This window comes from Clostridium tetanomorphum (assembly GCF_017873215.1).
Taxonomy (GTDB): Bacteria; Bacillota; Clostridia; order Clostridiales; family Clostridiaceae; genus Clostridium_AO; species Clostridium_AO tetanomorphum.
In genome coordinates this window covers 12443-36952 of record NZ_JAGGKA010000005.1, presented here as the reverse complement: position 1 = coordinate 36952, position 24510 = coordinate 12443, and the positions used below count along the sequence as shown (strand labels likewise).

22 protein-coding genes, 4 pseudogenes and 1 riboswitch are annotated in these 24510 nt (G+C 37.8%); of the genes and pseudogenes, 13 read left to right on the top strand and 13 right to left on the bottom strand.

Features of this window, described 5'->3' with window-relative positions; genetic code table 11:
- The first annotated feature begins 186 nt into the window (after window positions 1-186).
- From pfkA to rlmD, 4 genes are all read left to right on the top strand, one after another.
- Window positions 187-1146 (top strand): 6-phosphofructokinase, encoded by a 960-nt coding sequence (gene pfkA / locus J2Z24_RS06070; protein WP_035145335.1) that lies wholly within the window; start codon window positions 187-189, stop codon window positions 1144-1146.
- 28 nt (window positions 1147-1174) lie between these two features.
- The gene (gene pyk, locus J2Z24_RS06065; RefSeq protein WP_035145334.1) at window positions 1175-2932 is read left to right on the top strand and encodes a pyruvate kinase; all 1758 of its coding nucleotides are present in this window, start codon (window positions 1175-1177) and stop codon (window positions 2930-2932) included.
- A 102-nt stretch (window positions 2933-3034) separates the two neighbouring features.
- Complete coding sequence (locus J2Z24_RS06060) at window positions 3035-4045, top strand: aldo/keto reductase (RefSeq protein ID WP_035145333.1); 1011 nt, start codon at window positions 3035-3037, stop codon at window positions 4043-4045.
- Window positions 4046-4383: 338 nt separating this feature from the next.
- Entirely contained in the window at window positions 4384-5778 is a 1395-nt protein-coding gene (rlmD, locus tag J2Z24_RS06055; RefSeq protein WP_035145332.1) for a 23S rRNA (uracil(1939)-C(5))-methyltransferase RlmD, read from the top strand.
- Between the two features lie 84 nt (window positions 5779-5862).
- On the opposite strand, the gene J2Z24_RS21305 is transcribed toward rlmD, so the two are convergent.
- From J2Z24_RS21305 to J2Z24_RS06005, 13 genes and pseudogenes are all read right to left on the bottom strand, one after another.
- Window positions 5863-6240, bottom strand: a complete 378-nt coding sequence (locus J2Z24_RS21305; protein ID WP_241392994.1) for a hypothetical protein — start codon at window positions 6238-6240, stop codon at window positions 5863-5865.
- A pseudogene (locus tag J2Z24_RS21910) lies at window positions 6237-6980 on the bottom strand (recombinase family protein). Before J2Z24_RS21910 ends, J2Z24_RS21305 begins: the two are co-directional and overlap by 4 nt.
- 5 nt (window positions 6981-6985) lie before the next feature.
- Window positions 6986-7135, bottom strand: a complete 150-nt coding sequence (locus J2Z24_RS21290; RefSeq protein WP_241392993.1) for a hypothetical protein — start codon at window positions 7133-7135, stop codon at window positions 6986-6988.
- Window positions 7136-7191: 56 nt separating this feature from the next.
- On the bottom strand, window positions 7192-7353 hold the full coding sequence (locus tag J2Z24_RS06045) for a hypothetical protein (protein ID WP_173679932.1): 162 nt from the start codon (window positions 7351-7353) through the stop codon (window positions 7192-7194).
- 301 nt (window positions 7354-7654) lie between these two features.
- The gene (locus J2Z24_RS06040) at window positions 7655-8062 is read right to left on the bottom strand and encodes an RNA polymerase sigma factor (protein WP_035145398.1); all 408 of its coding nucleotides are present in this window, start codon (window positions 8060-8062) and stop codon (window positions 7655-7657) included.
- Window positions 8063-8525: 463 nt separating this feature from the next.
- A pseudogene (locus J2Z24_RS21760) lies at window positions 8526-8720 on the bottom strand (ABC transporter permease); the annotation flags it as partial.
- A 137-nt stretch (window positions 8721-8857) separates the two neighbouring features.
- A complete protein-coding gene (locus J2Z24_RS06035; RefSeq protein ID WP_035145331.1) occupies window positions 8858-10189 on the bottom strand; it encodes a sensor histidine kinase in 1332 nt (443 codons plus the stop codon).
- Window positions 10165-10839, bottom strand: coding sequence for a response regulator transcription factor (locus tag J2Z24_RS06030; protein ID WP_035145329.1), 675 nt, complete (start codon window positions 10837-10839; stop codon window positions 10165-10167). The genes J2Z24_RS06035 and J2Z24_RS06030 overlap by 25 nt, the downstream gene beginning before the upstream one ends.
- A 17-nt stretch (window positions 10840-10856) precedes the next feature.
- Complete coding sequence (locus J2Z24_RS06025) at window positions 10857-11588, bottom strand: lantibiotic immunity ABC transporter MutG family permease subunit (protein WP_035145327.1); 732 nt, start codon at window positions 11586-11588, stop codon at window positions 10857-10859.
- Window positions 11585-12346, bottom strand: coding sequence for a lantibiotic immunity ABC transporter MutE/EpiE family permease subunit (locus J2Z24_RS06020; protein ID WP_035145324.1), 762 nt, complete (start codon window positions 12344-12346; stop codon window positions 11585-11587). Before J2Z24_RS06020 ends, J2Z24_RS06025 begins: the two co-directional genes overlap by 4 nt.
- Complete coding sequence (locus J2Z24_RS06015; protein ID WP_035145322.1) at window positions 12346-13047, bottom strand: lantibiotic protection ABC transporter ATP-binding protein; 702 nt, start codon at window positions 13045-13047, stop codon at window positions 12346-12348. The genes J2Z24_RS06020 and J2Z24_RS06015 overlap by 1 nt, the downstream gene beginning before the upstream one ends.
- A 119-nt stretch (window positions 13048-13166) precedes the next feature.
- Window positions 13167-13313: a response regulator gene (locus J2Z24_RS06010; RefSeq protein ID WP_338078442.1), complete on the bottom strand. Its 147-nt coding sequence runs from the start codon at window positions 13311-13313 to the stop codon at window positions 13167-13169.
- Window positions 13314-13350: 37 nt separating this feature from the next.
- Window positions 13351-14339 (bottom strand): annotated as a pseudogene (locus J2Z24_RS06005) (IS3 family transposase).
- 46 nt (window positions 14340-14385) lie between these two features.
- On the opposite strand from J2Z24_RS06005, the pseudogene J2Z24_RS06000 reads away from it, so the two are divergent.
- From J2Z24_RS06000 to J2Z24_RS05960, 9 genes and pseudogenes are all read left to right on the top strand, one after another.
- Window positions 14386-14879: pseudogene (locus J2Z24_RS06000) on the top strand (DrrA family ABC transporter ATP-binding protein); the annotation flags it as partial.
- A gap of 138 nt (window positions 14880-15017) precedes the next feature.
- Window positions 15018-15281, top strand: a complete 264-nt coding sequence (locus tag J2Z24_RS05995) for a hypothetical protein (RefSeq protein ID WP_035145321.1) — start codon at window positions 15018-15020, stop codon at window positions 15279-15281.
- Window positions 15282-15342: 61 nt separating this feature from the next.
- Window positions 15343-15429: riboswitch (cyclic di-GMP riboswitch) on the top strand.
- 392 nt (window positions 15430-15821) lie between these two features.
- Window positions 15822-16016: a helix-turn-helix domain-containing protein gene (locus J2Z24_RS05990; RefSeq protein ID WP_035145320.1), complete on the top strand. Its 195-nt coding sequence runs from the start codon at window positions 15822-15824 to the stop codon at window positions 16014-16016.
- The gene (locus J2Z24_RS05985) at window positions 16013-16699 is read left to right on the top strand and encodes a response regulator transcription factor (RefSeq protein WP_035145318.1); all 687 of its coding nucleotides are present in this window, start codon (window positions 16013-16015) and stop codon (window positions 16697-16699) included. The genes J2Z24_RS05990 and J2Z24_RS05985 overlap by 4 nt, the downstream gene beginning before the upstream one ends.
- Window positions 16686-17675 carry a sensor histidine kinase gene (locus J2Z24_RS05980; protein WP_035145315.1) on the top strand — a complete coding sequence of 330 codons (990 nt, stop codon included), beginning with the start codon at window positions 16686-16688 and terminating at the stop codon, window positions 17673-17675. The genes J2Z24_RS05985 and J2Z24_RS05980 overlap by 14 nt, the downstream gene beginning before the upstream one ends.
- 83 nt (window positions 17676-17758) lie before the next feature.
- Complete coding sequence (locus tag J2Z24_RS05975; RefSeq protein ID WP_035145314.1) at window positions 17759-18442, top strand: ABC transporter ATP-binding protein; 684 nt, start codon at window positions 17759-17761, stop codon at window positions 18440-18442.
- On the top strand, window positions 18439-21015 hold the full coding sequence (locus J2Z24_RS05970; RefSeq protein ID WP_035145312.1) for an ABC transporter permease: 2577 nt from the start codon (window positions 18439-18441) through the stop codon (window positions 21013-21015). Before J2Z24_RS05975 ends, J2Z24_RS05970 begins: the two co-directional genes overlap by 4 nt.
- A 376-nt stretch (window positions 21016-21391) precedes the next feature.
- Window positions 21392-22270: an ATP-binding cassette domain-containing protein gene (locus tag J2Z24_RS05965; protein ID WP_035145310.1), complete on the top strand. Its 879-nt coding sequence runs from the start codon at window positions 21392-21394 to the stop codon at window positions 22268-22270.
- Window positions 22271-24505: a gluzincin family metallopeptidase gene (locus tag J2Z24_RS05960; protein ID WP_035145309.1), complete on the top strand. Its 2235-nt coding sequence runs from the start codon at window positions 22271-22273 to the stop codon at window positions 24503-24505.
- Window positions 24506-24510: the final 5 nt, after the last annotated feature.

The window sequence follows — 24510 nt, the reverse complement described above, 5'->3', positions numbered from 1 at the left end:
TAAATAAGCAAAATATTAGAGAAGATAAAAATATCTTTAATATTTTGCTTATTTTTTCTAATTATTCATATAAATCATTGCATATTTTACTTATATTTATTAAAATTAATAGTATAGAAATATAAATTTTTATTTTGCAAAATAAGTGGGACATAAAATGTCCAAGCGGTACAAAGGAGGTATAATATGAAAAAGATAGCTGTTTTAACAAGTGGTGGAGATGCTCCCGGTATGAATGCTGCCATAAGAGCGGTAGTTAGGACAGGTTTAGATAAGAATTTAGTAGTTATGGGAATACAAAGAGGATTTAGTGGGCTTATAAATGGTGAAATTTTTCAAATGGATAGAAGAAGCGTAGCAGACATTATACATAGAGGAGGCACTATACTAAGAACTGCAAGAAGTGAAGAATTTAAGACTGAAGAAGGACAGAAAAAAGGAGCAGCAATTCTAAATGCTTTTGGTATTGATGGACTTGTAGTAATAGGTGGAGATGGATCTTTTCATGGAGCTCAAGCCTTAACTAAATATGGTATTAATGCTGTTGGACTACCGGGAACAATAGATAATGACCTGGCTTATACTGAGTATACTATAGGGTTTGATACATCAGTAAATACGGTATTAGATGCTATAAACAAATTAAGAGATACATCCACTTCCCATGAAAGGGTTAGTATTGTAGAAGTTATGGGAAGAAATTGTGGTGATATAGCTCTATATGCGGGATTAGCTGGAGGTGCTGAGAGCATAATAGTTCCCGAAAAAGGCTATGATATAAATGAATTATGCAGAACTATATTAGAAGGAAAATTAAGGGGCAAGAGACATAATCTAGTTATAGTTGCTGAAGGTGTAGGAGGAGCTAATGAAATTGCCAGCAAAGTTGAAGAAGTTACAGGAATTGGAGCTAGGGCTACTATTTTAGGACATATACAAAGAGGAGGTAGCCCAACTGCTAACGATAGAATATTAGCTTCTAGATTGGGATATAGAGCAGTTGAGTTATTGATAGAAGGTAAATCTTCTAGAGTAATTGGAGTACAAGGTGGAAAAGTAGTAGATGTGGATATAGATGAAGCATTATCTATGGAAAGAAAGTTTGATGAAAGTTTATATAATATAGCAACAGCTTTATCATATTAAAAGTTAAAATAAAAGGAGGGGTTACTTTATGCAAAAAACTAAAATGGTTTTTACCATTGGTCCAGCAAGTGATAATGAAAATATATTAAGTGAATTAATTAAGGCGGGAATGAATGCAGCTAGACTTAATTTCTCTCATGGTTCCCATGAAGAACATAAAAAAAGAATAGACTTAGTTAAGGAGCTAAGCAATGAGTTTAATAAGCAAATAGCAATAATACTGGATACTAAAGGACCGGAAATAAGGACAGGGAATTTTAAAAATGAAAAAGTAGAATTGATAGAAGGTAATAAGTTTACAATATACTGCGGAGAAGAAGTACTTGGAGATGAAAGCAAATGTTCAATTACCTATGATAGACTTGCAGAAGACGTAAGTCCTGGCGATATGATACTTATAGATGATGGACTTGTTGGATTAGAAATACAACAAGTAGAAGGAAATAAAATACACTGTGTAGTTAAGAATAGTGGTTATGTTGCAAATCATAAAGGAGTAAATGTACCAGGAGTAGCCACTTCATTACCATCTTTAACAGAGAAGGATAAAGAAGACTTAAAATTTGGATGTAATGTAGGAGTAGATATTATTGCAGCATCATTTATAAGAAAAGCTTCTGATGTTTTAGCTATCAGAAAAGTTCTTGAACAAAATGGTGGAAGTGACATTCAAATTTTTTCAAAAATAGAAAATCATCAAGGTGTAGATAATATAGATGAAATAATAAGATTTTCTGATGGAATAATGGTAGCAAGAGGAGATATGGGTGTAGAGATTCCTATAGAACAAGTTCCATTAGTACAAAAAATGATTATAGAAAAGTGTAATAAAGCAGGTAAAGCTGTTATCACTGCTACTCAGATGCTTGATTCAATGATTAGAAACCCACGTCCAACAAGAGCAGAAGCTTCTGATATAGCAAATGCCATATTTGATGGTACAGATGCCATAATGTTAAGTGGAGAAACTGCAGGAGGAAAGTATCCTGTAGAAGCAGCAAGAACTATGGCTAGAATAGCTCAAGCTGCAGAAGCTCAGCTTGAATATGAAAAAATTTTAAATAAGAAGATGGAGTCTCATGTTTTAAATGTAGCAAATGCTATAAGTATTGCAACATGTACAACAGCTACAGAGTTAAATGCCTCAGCTGTAATTACAGCCACTCAAAGTGGATATACTGCTAAAATGGTTTCCAAATATAGACCTTCATGTCCAATTATTGCAGTAACACCTAGCAAGAGTGTAGCAAGGAAACTAGCATTAAATTGGGGTGTATTTCCAATATTGACTAATCAAGTAGACTCTACAGATGAACTTATAGAAACCTCTGTAGAAATGGCTTTGGAATCAGGTTATGTAAACAAGGGAGATTTAGTAGTAATTGCTGCTGGAATACCAGTAAGTTATTCAGGAACTACTAATATGCTTAAAGTTCATGTTGTAGGAGATATTTTAGTTCAAGGAAGAGGCGGCGGAATAAACCATGGATATGGAACAGTAAAAGTTGTCAATAGTCCAAAAGAAGCAAATGATATTGTAGATAAAGGAGATATTTTAGTAATTAAGAATTCAGATATAGAATATGTTTCTGTATTAGATAGGGTTGCTGGGGTTATAACAGAAAAGGGAGGACTAACATCTCACTTAGCCATAGAATGTATAACTCAAGAAATACCTTTCATTTGTAGTGCAGGAGGAGCAATGGAAGTGCTAAAGAGTGGTTCCTTTGTAACTATGGATGTAAAAAGAGGAATTGTATATAATGGAAGAGTCACTATTCCATAAAAATGTAAAAGGGAGTCTATTATAGACGCCCTTTTAATATTTGACAATAAAAAAACCTAAAGATAGAATTATATTAAAATATAGGGAGAGGAGAGGGGAACATTGGAATATAAAACACTTGGAAAATCCGGATTAAAGATATCAGTAATAGGTTTTGGAGGAATACCTATTCAAAAAACTAATGAGGAAGAAGTAAAAAATCTTTTAATAAGATGTGAAGAAAAGGGAATAAATTTTATTGATACCGCTAGAGGATATACAGTGTCGGAAGAGTACATAGGATATGCTATGGAGGGAAGAAGAGAAAAATGGATTATAGCTACAAAGTCTATGGCAAGAGATAAAGAGTCAATGATAAAAGATGTTGAAAAGAGTTTAGTAAATTTAAGAACAGATTATATAGATTTATATCAGCTTCATAATGTAAAGACTAAAGAAGATTATGATAAGGTTCTAAGTGGTGATGGAGCTTATAATGCTTTGTTAGAAATGAAAGAAAAAGGAAAGATAGGACATATAGGAATTACATCACATAGCTTGGATATACTTAATGTAGCTATAGAAACAGGAAAATTTGAAAGTATAATGTATCCCTATAATATAGTTGAAAATCAGGGAGAAGGTCTGTTTAAAAGGGCTAAGGAATTAAACATAGGGGTCATAGCTATGAAACCCATGGCAGGTGGCGCTCTTAGAGATGGTAAGCTGGCTTTAAAATATATTTTACAAAATACTAATATTACTACAGCTATTCCAGGTATGGCTACCTTTGAAGAAATAGAGGAGAATAGTAAAGTAGGAAAGGACATAAGGGTTCTTACTGATGAGGAAAAAAATAATATAAGAATTATAGCAGAAGAATTAGGAACGGAATTTTGTAGAAGATGTGGATATTGTGGACCTTGCGTTCAATCCATAGATATACCAGGAATATTTGTATTAAAAGCATATAAGGAAAGATATGGATTACCAAAGTGGGCAGAAGAAAGATATTTTTCTTTAAAAAGTAGAGCAAAAGATTGTATAGAATGTGGAAGTTGTGAAAAAAAGTGTCCTTATGATTTACCTATAAGGAAAATGCTTAAAGAAGTAAGAGTGTGTTTTAATGATTAAATGTAAAATTTTTATTTATTTTTTATAAAATATTGTTACAAAATTTGAATTTTGTTGTATAATAAAAAGATGTCTGGTTAAAATAAAATGATAATGAAGATAAGGACAACTGATTCTTACTATGCACCGTTTTAGGTGCAATTTTTTTATATTTATTACTTACGATATTGAATTTGAAGCTAAGAATCATTTAATAATTTAAATAGATTTACATTTCAATATAACACTATTTATATAGTATAATTAAAAAGAATTTAGTTTACAATGAAAGATAATTTCTAATTAAATTAGGTTTATAAGTTAATTATATGGAAAATACTTAAATAAAAGGTGATAATATGTTAAAAAATATTCCAGTAGAAAAAAACAAAGATTATATTATTGATATAACTGGCATGGCGAATGAAGGTGGAGGAGTAGGTAAAATAGATGACTTTACAGTTTTTATACCACAAGCCATAAAAGGAGAAAAGTGTAAAGTGAAAATAGTAAAAGTAAATAAAAATTTTGCTTTCGGTAAATTATTAGAAGTTTTACAGCCTTCTTTAAATAGAGTACAGCCTATTTGTCCAATATATAATAGATGTGGTGGGTGCCAAATACAGCACATATCCTACGAAGGACAATTAGAATTTAAAAGACAAAAAGTAAAAGATGTTTTAAGCAGAATAGGAAAGATAGATGTAAATGTTGAATCAGTTATAGGAATGAAAAATCCATATAGATATAGAAACAAGGTACAATTACCAGTGGGTAAGGATGAAGATAATGTAAAAATAGGATTTTATGCTCAGAGGAGCCATCAAATTATTGACATAAATAATTGTTTTATACAAGATGAAATAGCAGATAAGGTTATTGCCTTAACTAAGGAATGGATGCAGAAATATAATATTGAGGCCTATAATGAAGAAAAACACAAAGGCATTGTAAAACATATAATGATAAGAAAAGCTTTTAAAACAAATCAGATTATGATAGTTATTATTGCAAGAAATAATGAATTACCATATAAAAAAGAGTTTATTAATATTATGGTTGAAAATATAGAGGGATTAGTAAGTGTTATACAGAATGTAAATAGTAAAAAAACTAATGTAATAATGGGAGATAAAAATATTACTCTTTGGGGAAAAGACACTATAGTAGATTATATAGGAAATTTCAAATTTAACATATCTCCATTATCTTTTTTTCAAGTAAATCCTATACAAACAGAAATACTATATAATAAAGCTTTAGAATATGCAGATTTAAATGGAAATGAAATAGTATTTGATGCTTATTGTGGTACTGGAACTATATCATTATTTTTATCACAAAAGGCTAAAAAAGTATATGGAGTAGAAATTATAAAAGAAGCTATAGATAATGCAAAAATAAATGCAAAAGAGAATAATGTGAATAATGCTGAATTTATTGTAGGTAAATCAGAAGAAATAATTCCTAAGCTAATACATAAGGGAATTAAGGCGGATGTGGTTGTAGTTGACCCGCCAAGAAAGGGATGTGAAAAATCTCTTCTAGAAGAGATTGCAAATATGAAGCCAAAAAGAATAGTATATGTATCCTGTGACCCATCAACTCTTGCTAGAGATTTGGCTATATTAAAGGATTTAGGATATAACACTGAAAAGGTGCAACCAGTAGATATGTTTTCTCAAACTAGCCATGTGGAGACGTGCGTACTTTTATCTCACAAAAGCCCACAAACATCTCCACCGTCTTTATAAACCGGAAAATTAAATAAAATAGACTTAAGGGCAATTTAGCCTCATCACATGGAAAAATCTCTATTTCTTTGATTAGCGAAGAAATTAGAGATTTTTTATCTTCATCGTTATTTTATCAAAGACCTTATCGAAATTCGCCAATAAAGTATAGATATTTTCCAGTGTAATGGCATCTTGTTCTACCGCTTTACGACGGAGCTTTACATCTTTAATTTTTTCTTCCAGTTCAACAATGATGTCATACAGACCATCAAGTCTAAGCGTCATATCATGAAGTTTACGTTCTCTAAAGTGAGTATCTTCCGGCAAACTATCAATTTCATTTTCAAGTCGAGTTTTATTAAGCTCTACCTCCCGCAGCTTGGATTTATAATTGCTTAGCTCTCTGTTTAAAGTGGAAGTGTCAATTTTCTTACCTATCCTTGATTTAATTTCTGCTGCAAAATCTTGGCTTTTAATCAACTCTCTGATTGCCTCAATGACAAGCGGCTCAATGTCGTTTTTTTGAGCATAGATTTGTAGTCACAGATTTTTCCCCGTGCTGCCCGGGCTTTGCTGCACACATAATAATAAACCTCTTTATATGTATCATCTTTATTAGTCCAAGCATGTTTATTGGTGTACATAGGGCCACCGCATTTCGGGCATTTCAAGATAACGCTTAATAAGTGCGCTCTATCCCGACCTATTTTAGATGGGGATTTTACACCTGTTATTTCTCGTTTTTCATGTGCTTCATTCCACAGTTCTTTGCTTATAATTGCCTCATGTTGTCCTTCGGCAATAATATAATTTTCTTGCGTAGCTTGCCTGTATTCGTTCTTGGTGCCTTTTACTTTTTCACGGACACGCCTGCCATAAGATATTTTACCCCAGTAAACGGGGTTATCTATTATCATTCTGACAAAATACGTACTTTATTGGGAGAGAGTACCGTTATCACGTTTTACTTTTTGTATACCCTGCAAATTAAGATAATTGGCTATTTTATAAAATCCTATATTACCATTTACATATTTGTCAAAGATAATGCGTATTGCCTCAGCCTCTTCCTCTTGGATAAAGAGCTGTTTATCTTTGAGGTAGTAGCCATAGGGGGCAAACCCGCCGTTCCAGCCACTTTGACGAGCTTTTTCTTTTCGTCCGTTCATTGTTTGCTTTATGATATTTTCACGCTCTATTTCAGCAACGGCAGACAGCACAGATATTAAAAGCTTTCCGCTTGTTTGTGAGGAATCAATTCCTTGTCTGCAAAACGCTTTAAGCTGTTTTTCTGCCCATCCAAACTGAACCCATCAACTTGCATTTCGGTACTTACACGAGGATAAAGTACACATTTTTTTCCACTCCTATTCATAGTAGTTGACCTCCAATAAATTATTGGAAAACATCAATCAGTAAGCACCGTACTTTTTAGACAACACGATTGATTTCATCTAAGACCTCTGCACCATGTTTTTCAATAATCTGAGAAAGCACATTTATAAAATCCTGATATGCTTTGGTTTTTTCATAGGATTTAGGTGGTTCAGCAGCTGTAGCAGTATGATTAGGTGCATTTTTGATATTTTCCATTCGCAATCATCTCCAAGTGTATTGGTTACATAAAGTATAAGCATATATAACATTTATGAAAAGTTTGTCACTGCATCAATTATAGTAAAACCAAGCCCCCCGCAAATTTGCATAAAACAAAAGTGCGGTGCGGTTAGTTTTATCTGTTTGCCATATTTGCCACGCACCCCAGCAAGGGGATATTTTGAGCTGCCGTTAGCTGGGCATCATAGCCCCGCAATACCGTATGTGCTTGTCCCAAAAGCTACGTATACCGCAGGAACTCTCCCTCAAGTCTGTAGGAGGTTGTGAGAAAGTATCATTATCCCTTATGTATGGTATGTAATCCTCTTTCTATGCCAATGCCAACAGCTTTTTCACTTACACCTTCTGCTTTAGCAATGGCTGTCTTACTCATGCCCAGAAAATAATGAGCGTAGATCCGTTTCGTCTGCTTGTCTGGCAGGGAAGCAATGGCAGCGTGGAGTTGCTGACTTGTGAGCTTGCGTTCGTAAATCTCATCAGGTGAGAGCGAAACAAATAAGATATCATGCTCAATTCCATTGCCACGGTCAAGAGAGTAGTGCGCTTTGTGGCGGTATTTCTTTCTCTCATATGATGCCTCAGCTCTTACGTATTCGTCAAAGACAGCTAACAGCTCATCAGGCACTTCAACAAAGGTGTCTTGTGTGTGGTAGGGGTAATAATTTTTTAGATTAATTGTTTTTATGGTTTTACCATCCTTTCGATTTTTTGGGGTTTGCTGAAATCGAAAGGACAGCGGTGGAGAGCGGCAGTGAGGCTCTATAAACGCAAAAAAGCCCGGCTGCATAGTGCAACCGGGCATAAGGGAATTGTTAACAATTAAAAGGTGATGTGTGTGTTCATGTTTATTGCCGGAATATCCCGTAGGTGGATAAGGGCTTTTTTTAATAGGCTATTGACTGTCGAATAATGTCGATACAACAGAAACACAGCGATACCTCCTAAGATACCGCCGTATCCTCAAAAAAGGGCGACTTTAATACACCTACTATGCTTTACTTTTGAAAAAGAAAAACGGTGGCTTTAATTGTCATTTCAAAGCCGCCATAAAAAGATTTAAGTGTGTAAAAACACGTCTGCTATACGACGGCTTTTTTTCTTTTGCCGTCGTGCGGCAGATTTTAGATTACTTCGTTTGAGCTAATCTTTTACAACTCATTTAGCGTTTCCGTTACTGATATCCTCCGAATCCTTTTCGATGGAGCATAGACAGCGGCGATGGTAGCAACCAAAATAAACAGAAGAATTATTATGAGAGGAACAACGGGTACACTCCAAGTAGCGTAGCTAAAATGAGCAGTAATAAGAGTGTCATATAATAGTTTGCTAATCAGCAGACCAACTCTAAAATATTTTTAAAGCAAGTTTAAACTATCTGTTCAACAAAAATAGGTCGCTAGAAGAATTTTTCAGCTGATTAACACATCCTAATCAATGTTCAAATCCGGCCGTTTTAGTGTTCCGAATAATTCCTGGCAGCTTAGCAGAACTTGATTGTAACCACCCCACCAGAATCGCAGTTGCGCAGTTCTAGTTGTCCTGCGTGCGTTTTTGCTACTTCCGTTGCAAACCAAAGGCCAAGACCATTGTGTCCATCGGCGCCACGCGCTGCATCACCACGCCATAGGCGCTCTGTTGCATGGTGTAACGCCGCCTTGCTAAAGCCGGGACCTTCATCACGCACAACAACTTGCCAGCCGCCATCTACCATGCTGCCTTCCAAATACACGTTTCCACCCGCCGGTGTATGCTCGATGGCATTCTGCACCACATTACCGAGGGCGCGAAGTAAATGGTCTTTCTGAATGCTCGCAGCACCTTCCAGACCGTTTTGGGTTTGCATGCAAATCATCTTGGCTTCTGCAATGGCCATTGTGCTCTGGCAAAGTTCGTCAAACATGGCGGGCAGGCTGGTGTTTTCAAATGCCTCATCCGCACCGGCGGAGGTTTCCAGCAGGCTGGCAACATACTGCTTGGCCCGGTCGTTGTTTGTCACAATTGTTTCCAGCATTTTGCGGCTGCTCTCAGGCAGTTCTTCATCCAGCAGAAGTTCGGCATTGCCTCCCACCAGGGTGAGCGGGGTTTTTAAATCATGCGCGAGTGCTGCTATTTCCGCCTCGCGTTCTTGCTGTGCCGCCCACTGGGAGGACAGGGAGCTGTACAATGCCTCCTGCATATGCTCCATAGCACCGAGTGCTTGGTCGTACTCCCGTATGCCCGCGTGGGGAATTGCGAAATCCAGCTCCTGTGCGCCTACCTTCTCGCTCACCTCGCTGAACAGCTTCAGCTTGGCGGCGAGACGTCGACGGAGCCACAGGGTGTTAAACAGCAGACAAAGCACCCATGCCACACCAAGTGTGGCCAGCCATAGATATTCAAAGGGTGGCAGTATGTCACGCAGCACAGGGTTGGCAAACTCTGCCCTGTAATGCCAGCGAAAAATTACGGTGCTTCCATCCGCATAGGTGTGCCGCGAAACATGTATGTTGTAGGCGTCCTCCTGTAAAAATCCGGCCAGGACTCCCAGCTTCTTTCCCTCTACGTTGCTTTCCAACACTTCGCTGTTCCGGCCAAACAAAGCGTACTCGGCCAGAAAATCGTCACCAGGAGAAACAAAAGTTTTTGGCTCTTCTGTCAGCATTTGCTCCACCTGTTGGTTGGAGACGTATCCCTGGTAAATAACGCCGGTGTTTTGAAGCCGCCCAAAGCAGAAATACCATACCAGGCAACATAACAGCATACAGCCAAGCATAACTATGGCAAAGCGCAAAAGCACAAAGGAAAGGCTTACAGAACGCTGTCTTTTCGCCATTTGTAGCCCACCCCCCAAACGGTTTCTATGGGGCTGAGGCCGTCGGCTTTCAGCTTGACGCGGATATTTTTGATGTGCTCCGCAATGGCCGACGAATCGCCCTCGGCGTTAAAGCCGAAAACCGCTTCGTATAATTGTTCTTTGGTAAACACCTGTCCGGCGTGCAGGGCCAGATGCTCACAGATAGCGTATTCGCCCTTGGTAAAGGGCAGTGTGTGTTCGCCCGCGATGGCCACTTTTGCCTGCATATCAAAGCGCACACCGCCCCGGTTCAGGGTGCGGGTCGGCTGGCGCACCTCCCGCCGCAGATGGGCGTTAACCCGTGCGCGCAGCTCCGCAATACTGAATGGCTTTTTAATGTAGTCATCGGCACCCAGGCCAAGGCCCTGTACAAGGGCCGCGTCTTCCGCCTTGGCAGTTAAAAACAGGATGGGGCAATCCACCTCGGCACGGATACGGTTGCAAAGGGAAAAGCCATCCTCACCGGGCATCATCACATCGAGCAGCAGAAGATCGTACAGCTGGCATCGGTCGGGCTGCACGGTAGTGGAATCCGCTTCGGTGTCTACCTGGTGGCCGTCCTTTTCCAGGGCGGCGCGTACCAGAACCAGCATATCAAGGTCATCATCGACCACTAACAGTTTCGGCATAGTCTATCCTCCTTGTTTTACTCTTGTATGACTTTACCCTCCCATCTGCTAAACCATAGGATTGATAAAACCAGAACAATCGAAGTAATAATGATCAAAGAAATAATTCCAGGAAAAACAGGTGTACTTGAAAAGCCAAAATAATTTTCCAAAAACCGAACACCCCATTCCCAAGGAATGATCGGCCAGATTTTATCACCAATCGCATTTTCAAAGTAACCTGCTAAAATTGTACCAGATATCCCTAACAAAACAGAAATACTTGAACCAAACCGAAAAGCAATCGGTACGTGTAATAAATATAAAAATAAGTTGCTAAACAAAAATATATAAAATATGACAAGATATGAACCAAAGTGTGTTATGCTGATATCCAAAAACAAATTGACTCCAACATAGAAACACAGTTCATATAGTATCATACTTATGGCTGAAAGAAACAGTAGAAAGAACAATTTTCCCAGGTATACGCTTCTTCGAGACTCCACTAAACCCAGAGCATTTTGAATACCGTTTATATTCCTGTCTAAATGAATTAAAATTGGCACAACAATACTAACAAAAATCGGATAACATATTTGTAATATAACGAAAAACAACCGCACATCAGGGATAATATGGTATCCGCCAAAAGCGTAATAAACTAAAAATAATGTTGTGACCACTATAGGCGGTAACAAATGCAATAAAATAATTGGAGTACGTTTGATTTTGGTAAAGTTGGAAAAGAACTCCCTTATAATCGTCATTTGCGATACACCTGCTTTCCGTACCAGCGCGAAAACAAGGCTGAAAGAACCAGCATAGCAAGCAAGGATATCAATACCAGCAACGAACTTTCTCCTAAATTTAAAATCCATCTTAAATCTGCTTCGACTAATAATCCGTTTGGCAAAACTCCAAATAATGTAACCATAAACCTGGCGGGCCAGCTATATGGGAAGAACCAAAACAAAGGCGTCAAGGAAAAAAACAAACCGCCGAATGCGCTGGCGAACAAATTTATTATCACAGAACCAACAAATCCGACTTTTTGATCCAAAAACAAACAGAAAGGGATCTGCCATAATAAAGAGAGCCACAATAAGCAGTATCCTAAAATATAATATCCGGTATGGCCAATTGCAGCTGAAACACCTGACAATATGCATTCAGAGATAACAGTGATAAACCATAGCAATAATGATATTATCAAAAGATTAAGCGCTATCAAAATTGTTTTAGAAATAAATGTCTTCTTCAAGTCGATGGGCAAACTATAAAGAGTTCGGTATTTGTGTTTTTGATCCTTACTATTCACTAAATGACATAAAAACATAACAGACAAAGACGCAATAGGCATACACCAATTGCAAACGAGAGAGCTTGAAAAACCACCTAAACCAATACCAATAAATATAAATACCATAGATATTAAAATTAAAGCTACTGGAATAAATATAATGAGTTTTCTAAACAGGGAGCGTTTAAATTTCAAGTTTTCTGCTTTTAAATATGTTCGTAACATTAGGATGCACGCTCCTTTCTGATGATATCCATAAACAATTGTTCTAGGTTTTCATTTGCATCAATTTTATCTTGATACAGGAGCGATCCATTGTATAGGATTCCTATGTCATCGGCAACTTGTTGTACTTCACCTAAAATATGACTTGATATAATTACAGAAATCCCAGACTCCGCAAGTGTTCGAATCATTTTCCGTAATTCTTCAATACCAAAAGGGTCTAACCCGTTTGTAGGTTCATCTAAGACTAATAATTTGGGGTTATTTAGTAGCGCTAATGCTATACCCAATCTCTGTTTCATTCCCAGCGAAAAATCGGATGTCTTTTTATTTTTAGCATCAATCAAGTCCATTTTTTGTAAAACTTCATTACATTTATTTGTTGAAATCCCCATAAGAGTAGCTCGCACTTTTAAATTTTCAAATGCCGTTAAATTCTCATACAGTGGAGGTGATTCGATTAATGAACCAATATTCAATAAATCTTTTCGAGTCCAAGGGTGATTGTTGAATAATATTTCACCTGAAGTCGGTCTGATAATTCCTGTAATCATCTTCAATAATGTTGATTTGCCAGCACCATTAGGTCCTAATAAACCGTAGACAGAATTTTTTTTTACAGACATAGATAAATCTTTTATTCCATATGTTTTTTTAAATTTTTTAGAAACATTATTGGTTTTTATTATATATTCATACATCATAAATTCCTCCATTTTGATTTGTTACTGCTATGGTAACAGCAATTTTTAAGGAATTTATAAGGAAGAGGGTGCTTACTCAAAAATTCACCCCGGCCAGCAGCTCGGGAGTACTTTTTCTATACGCTATGTTTTGTACCGTTTACTTTACTGTCCATATCAGTTTTTGCAGATACACCAATAATAGGGGGAGCTGATTTTTTTCGAATATGCTCCAAAACGGTTTCGCCGGAAAGTCCCGCTAACATTAAATCAAGCAGAACCAAATCAAACCCCTGTTTCTCTAATAACAAGAGAGCTTCACTACTGCCCGAATATGCTGCTATGTATTCTTTTTCTGTTATACCAAGCCTCTATATATTCAAATATTGCTAACCTGGCAGTATTAAAATCAAAATACTTAACAAGATGGACTTCCTCCTTTTTTAAAGAGGCATGAAAAGATTCAATGCAAGCATTATCGTAGGGGCAACCTTTTGAACTGAAGGAATGGGTAATTAATTTAGTGCTATTATGTATTCCTTAAAAGCGGAGCTTGTGTATTGACGTCCTAAATCACTATGCAGGATTAAAGCTTTAGTTGGTTTCTAAAGACTTACGACGTTTTTTACGGCCTGCAGAGTTAATGAGATATCAATAAACTTAGACATAGAATATCCAATTATCTTTCTACTATACAAATCCATAACTGAAGCTAAATAACACCAACCGTCTTTAATTGTATGGATATAAGTGATGTATGTTACCTATTTTTCATTGATAGTAGTTGCTTTAAAGTTTATTCATTAAACGTTGAGTTCTCTTTAAACTAATAGTTATACCTAATGCTTTTAGTGATTTATTTATTTTTGGTGCTTCATAGCGATTTTTACTCACTCTGTGAATATTTATGATTTCTTTTTCTATCTTTTTATTTTCTAATTCTCGATTGCTTGGCTTCTTATTTAAATACTTATAATAAGAACTCCTAGACACCTTTAAAACTTTACACATGAGCTTAATATTATGATATTTCTTGTTGTTAGTAATGAAATCAAATAGAGTAGTTATTTCCTTGCGAATGTGCCCATAGCTTTTTTTAATATTTCGATTTCCTCTTCAAGATTTGCATTTTTCTTTAATAGGTTTTTATATTCTTCTACTGTTATGGTTGTATCTTTATCCAGCGAATTATTGTTGATTTTGATACGGCATATTCACTACTTAACTCTGCTAGGCTCTTTCCAGAGTTATAAAGCTTCTACTATTGCATTTTTGAATTCTTCTGTATATTGTTTTTGACCTCTTGCCATTATAAACACTTCCTTCTCTTTCTTATATTTTAAAGTGTTCGGCTTTCTGTGTCTACAATATTATACTAACACCGAACTGCTTATTCTTGATGAACCGATCAACGGGCTGGATCCTATCGGAATTGCGGAGGTTCGCACCTTCATCCGTAATTTGTGTGATGAGTGCGGAAAAACTATTTTGATTTCCAGTCATATTCTTTCAGAGATTTCTTTACTGGCCGACGATATTGGAATCATCGACCACGGTGTTTTGCTGGAAGAAGAAAGCCTTGCTAAACTGGAATCAAAAAACAGCAGATACGTTCACTTTGAAGTTTCTGATACCATGCAAGCTTCCCGTATTCTGGAATCGGCATTTAAAACGAAAAATTTCAAGGTGACCGACGGCCATAATATTCTGCTGTATGATATGGCTCTTCCGAAAGCGGCTATCAACCGTGCCTTTATGCAAGGGGGCTAGAGGTTAATGAAATCCATTTGTGTGAAGATACTTTGGAGGATTATTTCAAAAAAGTGACAGGTGGTGAGGGAATTGCTTAGGTTAATGAAATGTGAGTTTTGGAAATTCAAACGAATCAAGCTCTTTTCGTTTGCGATGATGGCAGCTTTTGTTTTTCCTGTCTTCAATTCTGTATTGTTGGCTGATGCCGATTTTGTGGACATACAAGTAGGAGTATTATGAAAGATAAAATTTTAAGCATTATTGCTTTGATAACTGTATTTGTTCCACTTACAGTGGTTTTCGTTTGGGAACCTACCGACCCTAACACAACTTCCATCATAATTGGCTATTGTATATTTATTGCGTTTAGTTTCTGTTATGCGCTGTTCCTGTTTGCCAAGAAGCATCTCAGAGATATTTATACCAAGGTTTCTCTTGGAGTGAACGGTCTGTATCTTGTGGGTATTCTGGCTTTTGTGGTGATTCCACATCTTATCTGAGATATCTTTAATATTCTACAAGTGTTATTTGGCAAATGAAAACCACAGCAAATTAATATAGCTGTATAAAGGGCAAACTTGCCGAAAGTCAAGGACGCAAAGCCGAGGGTCTAAGGTACCAGAGCATTATGATAGTCTGGCTGCCATAAATATTGCGTACTAAATCTGCCCTTTTTGCGGCAGGTTTTTTATAAATAAATTTAAAAAAAGGCGCAAGGCCACCTACAGGCAGCAAATAGCTGTTTGTCAAAATGATAACATCAAAGGTGCAGAGCGGGAAATGTTCGTCCGAAAATGATCTGCGGTAGATTATCCGCCAAGATATGAATAGCCTATAATGATACTTCCGCATAGCCACAGACTCACGCAATGGGTGCGGCAGCCGGATATCCCGGCTGTTGTCCGCCGCATTTTCAGAGAGCATCTCAACGGCAAAGGGCAAAGGCTCCTATGCAATTGCCAGAGAGTTGTCTGAAGAAAATATACCAGCTTGTATATTTCCGTCAAAAGAAATATAATAAAATTATGGAGGTGTTATGCGTGGATTATATAACGACAAAAGAAGCAGCGAAAAATTGGGGAATCACAGACAGAATGGTAGTGTACCATTGCTCTGCTGGACGGATTAAGGGAGCTAAAAAAATGGGAAATACATGGCTTGTTCCGATTGACGCTGAAAAACCGACTGATGGACGATACAGGAGCAGTAAAGTAAAGGATGATGAAAATAAATGAAACGGATATTTTTGGTTGAGGACGATAAGGCAATCGCCAGAAACCTTGCGCTTCTGCTCCGCTCGGAGGGATTTGCAGTCACTCACGCCCCTACGCGAAGTGAAGCCCTTGCCGTGCTTGCGGGGAATAAATTTGACTTGGCGTTTATTGATATTTCTTTGCCTGACGGAAATGGATTTACGGTTTGCACGGAAATCAAAGAAACGCAAGATATTCCCGTCATCTTTTTGACAGCTTCCGGCGATGAAGCAAGTGTTGTTACCGGGCTGAACATAGGTGCGGACGACTATATCACCAAGCCTTTTCGTCCGCGTGAACTGATCGCACGAATCAGAACCGCCCTGCGAAAAAGTGGACGTTCTCCATCGGCTTTTGAAATTTGCGGGCTTCATGTCGATATGGCAAGCGGCGTAGTGAAAAAGGACGGCAGCGAGGTTTTTCTTTCAGCCTTAGAATACCGCTTGTTGTTGGTGTTTATTAACAACCCAAAAAGTATTATCACGAGGGGCAGGCTGCTTGACGAATTGTGGGACGCAGCGGGCGAGTTTGTCAATGACAATACATTAACCGTGTACATCAAACGTTTGCGGGAGAAGATAGAGAACGACGCCGCAAGCCCGCAAATCATTCTGACCGTTCGCGGGACGGGATATAGATTGGGGGACGGGTATGCTTCGGAATAGAGAGTTTCGGCAGTTTGCTATTTTGTTCTCCTTAATAGCTGCCACCGCTGTGACGCTGGGATTCGCAATCAATAGGTTAGCTGGAATCCTTGCCATTGCTTCTACAGCCGCCTTTGGAACAACGTTTTTTGCGTTTACCAAAGCCCGATATAAAAGCATTGCCCAGATTTCAGATCAAATTGATCTTGTGCTTCATAACACTGACCATCTGTATATTGGTGAATCGGATGAGGGCGAACTTTCCATTCTGCAAAGCGAGATAACAAAAATGACGCTGCGTATTCGGGAGCAAAACGACGCACTGAAAAAGGAAAAAGAACATCTTGCCGATTCGCTGGCTGACATAGCCCACCAACTCCGCACCCCTCTTACATCCGTGAACCTTATTCTGTCATTGTTAGAGAATAACTCTGATGAAAATGAACGGAAAGCATTGATACGGGAAACAAAGGAATTGTTTGTACAGATGGATTGGCTGCTTACTTCCCTGTTAAAATTATCCCGCCTAGACGCAGGAATTGTGGTTTTCCAAAGCAAGCAGATAGATGTGAATAATTTAATAAGCGCTGCCCTTCACCCGTTTTTGATCTCAATAGAGTTGCACAATATTGATGTGCAAATAGACGTGCCGAAAGAAATAATAATTCAGGGCGATTTTGGTTGGCTTTCGGAAGCAATTCAAAACATTCTCAAAAATTGCATGGAAAGTGCAGGCGATAAAGGAAAGATTGAGGTTATCTGTAGGAACAACCCACTGTTTACCGAGATTGCCATCCACGATAGCGGCGCGGGCTTTGAAAAAGAAGATTTACCCTGCCTGTTTGACAGGTTCTATCGTGGGAAAAACGCAGGTGCCACAGGATATGGGATTGGATTGGCTCTTTGCAAGATGATTATAACAGGGCAGGGAGGGACTATTACCGCAAAAAATCACCCGCGAGGTGGGGCAATATTTGATATTTGTTTCCCAAAGTGACCAATCTCTCACTTAAAAGTCACATAGATGTAAGTTGAAGGTTTTATTATATAGGTAAACCATGAGAAGGGGGGACTCACGTAATGGAGTTCTTAAAAATTGAAAATTTATGCAAGGTCTACGGCAAGGACGAAAACCAAGTTACTGCCCTTGACCATGTTTCGCTTACAATCGAAAAAGGGGAATTTACCGCAATTATTGGTTCTTCCGGCTCTGGTAAATCCACATTGCTTCACATCATGGCTGGTGTGGACGTGCCCACAAGCGGAAAAGTGTATTTGAATGGGCAGGATGTATATGCCCAAAGCAATGAAAAACTCGCCATTTTCCGCAGGAGGCAGGTGGGACTTATTTACCAGTTTCACAACCTAATTCCCACTCTGAATGTGGTGGAAAACATCACATTGCCTATACTGATGGACAAACGGAAGGTTAACGAGGAACGGCTGAATGACTTGCTCAAAATGCTTGGGCTAAAAGAGCGAAAAACACATTTACCCAATCAGCTTTCGGGCGGTCAGCAACAGCGTGTTTCCATAGGACGTGCTTTGATGAATGCTCCAGCGGTTATGCTTGCGGACGAACCCACAGGTAGTTTGGACAGCCGAAATGGACATGAGATTATCAAATTGCTGAAATTAAGCAATAAACAATATGGGCAGACCCTTATCGTTGTCACCCACGACGAAAACATCGCCCTGCAAGCAGACCGTATTATCGGCATATCAGACGGCAAAGTAGTGCGAGACGAAAGGATAAGACCATGAACATTTTCAACAAAGTTACACTGGAAGGTATGAAAAAAAGCCGCAGCCGAACGATTGTTACCATTATCGGAGTTGTTCTGTCCGCCACCATGATTATGGCAGTGGCTACCTTGGGCACTTCCCTGTTAAATTTTATGGTGAAGGGTTGTATTGTGAAATACGGCGGTTGGCATGTTGAGTTTTTGGATGTTAATTCCTCTTTCGTGCAGCAGCGAAATCAGGACAAGGGAGTTGCAAACACAGCAGCATTTCAAAATGTCGGCTATGCAACGCTTAAGGGTGGAAAAAGCCCTGAAAAGCCCTATGTTTTTATAGCAGGATTTAGCAAGGAAGCTTTTGATAACTTACCCTTAACCTTGATTTCAGGCAGAATGCCTGAAAACAGTGGGGAGGTTCTTGTTCCTTCCCATGTGGCCATAAAGAGCGGCGTTAGATTCAAGGTGGGAGACAAGCTTTCACTTGCTGTGGGAAACCGCATGAATGGCAACAAAAATCTTGGGCAACACGATGCTTACATTTTTGGGAAAGAAACTCTTGTGCCAAAAGAAGATAGAACCTATACGGTTGTAGGTATTTGTGAAAGACCTAGCTTTGAGGAACATTCAGCACCAGGATACACCTTAATAACGAAAGCAGATACTCAAGACAAAGGAGACAGTTTCAGCATATTTGTCACTCTTAAAAATCCGCGAGGAGTTAAGGCTTACGCAAGCAGCACAGCAGTCACTCATAGCTATGTCTTTAACGATGATGTGCTGCGCTTCATGGGTCTTTCGGAGAATGAACTGTTCAATGGGTTTCTGTACACCGTTGGCGGTATTTTGGTTGCCATAATAATGGTAGGATCAATTTTTTTGATTTATAACTCCTTTAACATCTCGCTGAATGAACGTACACGTCAGTTCGGGATTCTCTCATCAGTGGGTGCCACCGCAAAGCAGCTGCGAAATTCGGTCCTCTTTGAGGGGCTTTGCATTGGCGCAATCGGCATACCTATTGGTATTATGGTGGGCATAGGCAGTATTGGGCTTCTAATTCCTATTATTGCTAGGAATTTCAGCAACATTATTCCAATCACCGTGCCATTAACTTTGTCAGTATCTGTTCCAGCCATTGTGGCAGCAGCAGTAATCAGTTTGATTACCATTTTGATTTCAGTTTATATCCCGGCTAGGAAAGCTGCAAACACTCCTGTGATGGAGAGTATTCGTCAGACCAATGAGGTCAAAACTGAATCGAAAGCTGTGAAAACATCAAAACTAGCACAGCGTATTTACGGCTTGGAAGGAACTCTTGCGTTAAAGAATTTTAAGAGAAACAAAAAACGCTATCGCAGCATTGTGCTATCCCTTGTTTTAAGCGTTGTGCTGTTTGTATCAGGAAATGCTTTTGGAACAACTCTGAAAGGGCTTGCAGAACGGTCGATAACAAACTTTGACTATGACATTGTTTTTAGCACTCAGGACATGGACGACAGCAAAATGTTTCCACTTTATGACAAACTAAAAAGCGCAGACGGGGTTTACAAAAGCTGGTATCAAGCAATTTTCTCATATTCATGCACTGCCAAAGCAAATGATTTTTCAAACCGTTATCGGAAATCCGAGGGCTATGCTTCGCCTAACCAAATAGTTCATGTGCCAATGGACATCCAGTTTATTGAGGATAGTGAATATCTGAGTTTTATAAAAAAAATGGGTTTGCCTGCAGAAGAATATACTGGGAAGGACGGGAAAATGATTGCCGTTGCCAAAGGGGTGGTTTCTAGGAAAGATGGATCCAGCGAACTGTTTAATATGTTTGCCAGTCGTTCCATGATATTCAGTGTGGCTCCTGAAAAAAATGACAAGCCAAAGCTGGAACAGGGACAAAGTATAAACATTACTTTTGTCGATACGTACCCAATAGATCCTCTTAAAGCCCTAAATCAATCTTCCAAGAAGAAGCCATACGTTTTTATGGTGGTGGCTCCCTATTCGCTGAAAGAGAAGTTTGAAACTTCGGATACCCATGTAGATATAGGCATGGCCTTTAGATCAAAGAATCCTTCCCAATCAGTAGTTAAAATGGAAAAGATGATTCAGGGTGCTGGGATTACGTCTGAGTATACCTTACTCAATGTGTACAAGGTGATTGAACAATACAACAGTTTGACATTTGTTATTGATATTTTTACCTATGTTTTTGTCATCATGATTTCGTTGATTGCTATTGCCAATGTGTTCAATACTATTTCTACCAATATCAAGCTGCGCAGGCGTGAACTTGCTATGCTCCGCTCGGTGGGGATGTCTGACCGCGATTTCCAAAAGATGATGAATTTCGAGTGTATCTTTTATGGCATGAGGACGCTGCTATTTGGGCTTCCCATAGCGGGAATCAGCTCGTGGCTGATTTACAAAGGGGTGGTGGCCGCAGAAAGGATAGACGACTTCCATTTTGTATTCCCCTGGGGTAGTATGGCAATCAGTGTGTTCAGCGTGTTCTTTATCGTGTTCATTACAATGCTGTATGCTACTTGCAAGATAAAAAAAGAAAATATCATTGACGCGCTTCGGGATGACATGACTTGATTCAAAATCTATATTAACTTGATAGAAAATCAAAAAACATTTGCATGATCGGGTTCAAGTGATTGGCAATGGCCCCGAAAGGCAATTTAGACATTGAAAATATAAAATCCATCCTACACAAGTAATGTAAATTACAAAGGAGTGATGCCACAACTGCGGTAATAAAAAAACGCAGTTGTGGCAGATGATGTTTTGCGGCGAAAATGTGGCCATGCGGCGGTTTTGAAATAACAATCAAAACCGCCGGTTTCCTTTTTCAAATATGTTAATCAATTTGTTTCCCAAAGTGACGAATCTCTCACCTGAAAGTCACAGAGATGTAAGCTGAAGGTTCTATTATATAGGTAAAACATGAAAAAGGAGTGTAACAGCATTTATGAAAATTAGTATTAAAAATGTGAGTATGACATACAAAACAGGAAAAAAGGCACTAAGCAATATGAATTTGGAAGTTAACAGCCCGAATTTTATAGGACTTTTGGGTCCTAACGGTGCTGGAAAAAGTACCTTTATGAAACTATTGGTATCGAAAATAATACCAACAGCTGGCGAAATAATTGTTGATGGTAAACCAATCCAAAAGTGCGAAAAAGAACTCAGAAAGCAGTTGGGTTATTTGCCCCAAAGCTTTGGTTTATATGACGAATTAACAGTTTATGAGTTTTTGGATTACATGTGTGCATTAAAAGAAATTAAAAACAACGTGAAAGATATTATAAGACAAGTTATTAAACAGACTAATTTACAAGAAAAAAGAAATTTCAAAATTAAAACTCTTTCAGGCGGTCAAAGGCAGCGTGTTGGTATAGCACAAGTATTACTTGGAAATCCTGAACTTATCATTTTAGATGAACCTACAGTTGGACTTGACCCAGAAGAAAGAATTAAATTCAGAAATATATTTTCACAGACTGCAAATGACAAAATAGTGTTACTTTCCACTCACATCATCGATGATATACAAGCCATTTGCAATAGAATTATAATCATTAATAACGGTACGATTTTATTTGACGGAACTTCGCCGGATTTAATAAAATCTGTACACGGACGTGTTGGATTTATTGAAGAAAAAGATAACGAGGATTTAGAAAAAAGGATTGGAGGTAAGTACATAATCACATCCAAATTGTTTACAGGTAATGGCATCTCTTGTCGTGTTATCGGCAAAGAAATAGAAAGCTCTATTCCACTGATAGAGCCTACCCTTGAAGATGCGTACACATACGTCATACACAATGGGGGTGTCCAGTAAATGAGAAATGCATTTTTTGCCTATGAAACAAAGCGAATTCTCAAGTCCAGATTTACTCAAATAATAATCTTTTTGGCGTCATTTTTTCCTTTGATTGGTGCACTACTCTCAACCTACATTACCGAAGATATTAGCAAGTTGATACTTGGAATAAATAGCTCTACTCTTTTATCTCAAACCATACTTTTTCCGGCAAAGGCAGGGGCAGTACTTTCAACTTTTGCATTTACTGCACTAACAGTTTTTGAGTTTGACAAAATACTTAGGTTTAGAGTTAATTATATAATTGAACCAATATCAAGTTCTATAAAGATAAACTTAACCAAAATTACAGGCTTAATGTGTGCCGGTCTTATTTCAACAGTGGGTTCAATGATAATTATGATCCCTCACTATATATTTAACATGGGTAGTTTAACCAATTTTAGGTATTTCCTGCTCAGTTACTCCATAATAATTTTTGGTTCCATTGTGTTAGCAATTCTTATGACCGCAGGATTTTATCTTATATTTAGGAACGTTAATATAACCTGCATTATTATGCTTTTAGCGGTGCTTTTTAGTTTTTTAACAGGAAATATTAATTATCAATATATGTGGGTTCAGACAGGTGCTAGTGGACTTTCTGAAAATTTCGGAAGCGGGAATATCCTTTTTGCAATGCTCTGGAATAGGCTGTTTGGATTATCGGTAGCTATGTCCGTATTTTTATTCGGAATGTTGTGCCATAGATGTTATGAAAAAGGATTATTTAAATCTCTCTTAAAAAACTGTAGAAAATATAAGATGCTACCGATTTGCTTTTTGGCTTCTCTTTTTGGAGTATTTTTTGTTTTTCAAAATGAACCAATTTTCAAATCAATTTCGCTTACGGATGTCGCGTCAATGTTGATTAGTGGTAAAAAAGACACAACTGTAAACGCCAATATCATAGGAACTTCGAATATATTTGTAGATCTTAAGATAGAAAAAGACAAAAATTATGCTGCTGGAGCTTATTTTCAAGAACTGCAAAATGGTACTGATAAGCCTCAAAACATATATTTTGAATTAGCAGAGGGCTACCACATTAATGAGATCAAGTTAGACAATGTAGACATAAATTACACACAGGTTTCGTCCAAGATTTTGAATAACGCAAAACGTGGAAATGTTTTTGAAACAAGCATTCCCAAAAATACTAAAGCTAAACTAAGTATAAGGTATTCAGGTACACCGAAAGCCATAAGTTTAAATAAAGATTTTTCCGAAGGAATTAGCAAAAATTATGTAAGTCTAGGGCACGCCATGGACATTGCTCCTGTTGTTTGTGTTGAACAAAATAATAGGATTATTAAAGGGAAAATAAAAATAGACTCAAAGTTTACAGTCATAACTCAAGGAGATAAAAATCACAAAATTTTTGAGCAGGATGGTTTTACTACTTGGAGCTTTTCTTGTGATAAACTAAGTGAATTATCTTTGACAGCTGGAGCATATGGAATATTTGAAAGAAATGTAAGTGGCACAAATGTGGAGTTTTTCTATCCATTGGCTGCGAGAAAAGAATTTGAATCCAGGGGAAGTGACACGCTGGATATATTCTCGTTCTTTTCGGAAAAATTTGGGCCTCTAGGCAGAGATAATCTTAAAGTAGTTGTAACATCAGGAGTAAATGGTGGAACTGGAATTCAAGCAGGAAATATTTCTTGTATTTCTGAAGATTGTTTAAAGAAAAAATCCAATGTGGATTCATCCCAAGCCTCTTCTTCTGACACTTTTGCATTGATGACCCATGAAATTGCTCATCAATGGTGGGGCGGTGGAATAGATGCATCTAATGAAAACAGCCATAATCAAATAGATAAAAATCACGATGAATGGTCAAATGAAGCTTTTGCGGAATTTAGCACTTATTTATTCTTCAAAAACAAATTTGGAAAAGATTATGCAGAAAATTTATTGCTGAAAAAATGGAAAGAAGGAGCAAATGAATTAAATCGAAACTTTTATCAAAGAAATCCTGAATACATGAACAAATTACCAATGATTCCAAAGTACAGCGTCTCATTATTTTTAAGAGGTAGTAAAATTTATGCTTTGGGACCACTCACAGTTTACAATGTTTATAAGCAGATTGGTGAAGACAATTACTTTAATTCCATAAAAGTTATTTACAAAGAATATTATGACAAAAAAGATAAAAAACTATCTTTTTCTGAGTTTTTAAATATTACTGGTGCTAAAAGGAGGTAGTCGTC